The following is a 2218-nucleotide window of genomic DNA, read 5'->3' on the forward strand; positions in this document are numbered from 1 at the left end:
GTTGAGAGCGTGAGGGGCGGCGGATCAAAGCCGGTCGGCCTTACCGAATGGCCGAAAGACATCCGTCGGCTACAGCCGACTTTTGCAACAAAATCGGCCAAAAGGCGAATTACACCGTGACCAGCTCGGGGATTTCCGGTCTAGGCAATGTGTGCGCCGTCGCTCTCTCCCATTTGTCAACGTGGTTGACGGTAATTGCCCGGAATTGCTGTTCCGCGAACTATTGGATGGACTCTTCCGGCAACCAGCTGAATTTGCCTTCGCAAAACTGGTCGTGGTGGTTGAAGTTCGGCGCGTGGACCGGATGCATTAGCGATGTCATGACGCGCGATATGGACTCCCGAGGTGAACGGCGCCGTTGAAGTTGCCATCGCCTGCACCTCTTTCGTAATGAAACAATGGCCGGCCACAGCGCGACCGGCGACGGTGTCGTCATGCTGGCGGGAGCGCAGCCGCGGCAGACGACCGGAGAGATGATCTAATCATTCGGGAAAGGCGTTATCCAACAGAGGAGTATCCTATGAAGTTGGCTCAAACATCAACACTACTCATTTGTCTGCTCGGCGCGCCGGGAATTTCGTTGGCCGCGGACGCCAAGGGGGACGTGGAGAAGGCTTACGCCGCTTGGGATGCCGCATTTAATAAGCACGACGAGAAAGCCATCGGCGCCTCCTATGTCGCGACGGCAAAATTGATGCCGCCCACACATCAGGTCGCGTCGGGGCCGGCCGAGATCGAGAAGTTCTTTGCCGGACTCTTCGCGAGCGGTGTGACGGATCACAAGTTGGAGATGATCGATGCCGGCGGAGACGACAAGGTAGTCTTCGGCACAGCCAAGTGGAGCGCTACGGGTAAGGACAAGGAGGGCAAGCCGTCTCCCTTCAGTGGTTTGGCGACGCACGTCTTCGAACGCCAAGCCGACGGATCGCTCAAATTGAGGCTGCAAACATTCAACTAAAGCGGTCGAAGCTTAATCGGTCCGGCGAGGCGGCGGCCTTACCGGACGCCCAAAAGGGCTACTTGTCTCCGGTGCAAGATATGTCCGGGTTGGGTCAAACTGCGACTTAACGGGGAGGGCAGTTCTTGGCGAAACGCGGACATTTGCCCTGATCGGCACGTCTCCGAAGAGCCAAGATCAGAGTGATCGTCGCATTCGGTCGCGGCGTGGACTTGCTACCTACGATGACGTGAGGATTCCGCAGCTATCCTCTCATACAACGCCACCTCTACGCGCTAGTGCGGTAGAAGAGCTATCTGCTGGGGTCATTTGGAGCAACGGCCTCCTCGAACAGCTCAACCTTACCGCGCGTGTTGTCTGTTACCGCAAAAACCTCGTAAAAATCGATCTGCGGCTTCATGCCGTAGCGCTGGATGATGCCCTCGAGCCACGGCCCGGTGTAGAACGCCGTAGCGTCCTCGATACGCTCCCACTGGTACACGCCGCCCGCCCAGCCGCTTTCGGACCAGATGAAGTGCTTGCTGATCAGCCCCGTCACCCCGCGGAAGTTGGGGGCGATCTTGTGAAAGTGCTCGCGACACGCGGCGTGGTCGATCTGCGGCGGCAGTGTGTATCGTACAACGGCGGTAATCATGCGACCTCCTTGTAAGTATGCCCCGGCGCAACATTGATGCCATTCCCGGGATCAAGCTAGCGAAGCGGGAAGCCGACCATTCCAAAGCATGCTGAACTTAGCGTCGAAGTTCAGCCTATCCTGCATGATCTCGGTCCGGGCGTTGCTCAATTCGCGCAACGCAGGCTCCATGCATGCTGGTGCGTGTCGACTCAGATATTGACCATCTACTCGCGCCGATCGCGATCAAATGCGACAGACGCCGCCGTGAGTAGGTCAACACGATTGACAAGAGCCTTAATCGCCGCGCGGCTATCTCCTTTCAATTTTTTGCGTTAATGTGAAGCTCTTCACACCCGTGTAGCAGACGGGCTCGGATGATGCCCAAAGAGAGGTGAGCTAAGGCCCCGCAAAGCGCCGCCCAGTTCTATTCCATTCACACGCGAGTTTGGGAGCGACACATGGAAAAGCGCGAAATTGGCAACAGCTTGACGAAAGGTCTGTCCGAAGCGAAGCGGGGCGCCTTCTCCCGCCGCTCGGTGTTGACGTTGGTTTGCACCCTCGGCGCCACGGCGCCGCTTGGAATGTTTGGAGCGGCTCGCGCGCTGACGGCATCCGGGACTGGATCGCTGTCTTATATTCCCGGC

Annotated in this window: 3 protein-coding genes; 2 read left to right on the forward strand and 1 reads right to left on the reverse strand. The window is 58.1% G+C overall.

Going from position 1 to position 2218, the window contains the following annotated elements; all coding sequences use genetic code 11:
* Positions 1-520 precede the first annotated feature (520 nt).
* Positions 521-958 (forward strand): nuclear transport factor 2 family protein, encoded by a 438-nt coding sequence (locus tag CT676_RS43485; RefSeq protein ID WP_071916327.1) that lies wholly within the window; start codon positions 521-523, stop codon positions 956-958.
* Between the two features lie 292 nt (positions 959-1250).
* On the opposite strand, the gene CT676_RS43490 is transcribed toward CT676_RS43485, so the two are convergent.
* A complete protein-coding gene (locus tag CT676_RS43490) occupies positions 1251-1592 on the reverse strand; it encodes a hypothetical protein (RefSeq protein ID WP_085398205.1) in 342 nt (113 codons plus the stop codon).
* Between the two features lie 440 nt (positions 1593-2032).
* Here CT676_RS43490 and CT676_RS45010 point away from each other — a divergent pair.
* On the forward strand, positions 2033-2218 hold a 186-nt coding region (locus CT676_RS45010; protein WP_205124625.1), incomplete at its 3' end, for a hypothetical protein.

The sequence above is a fragment of the Bradyrhizobium sp. MOS001 genome (genome assembly GCF_004634465.1).
Classification (GTDB): Bacteria; Pseudomonadota; Alphaproteobacteria; order Rhizobiales; family Xanthobacteraceae; genus Bradyrhizobium; species Bradyrhizobium barranii.

Bases quoted from the DNA above. Each gene is read 5' to 3' on its own strand.
- CT676_RS43485 (WP_071916327.1), top strand. From the start codon at position 521: ATGAAGTTGGCTCAAACATCAACACTACTCATTTGTCTGCTCGGCGCG.
- CT676_RS43490 (WP_085398205.1), bottom strand. From the start codon at position 1,592: ATGATTACCGCCGTTGTACGATACACACTGCCGCCGCAGATCGACCAC.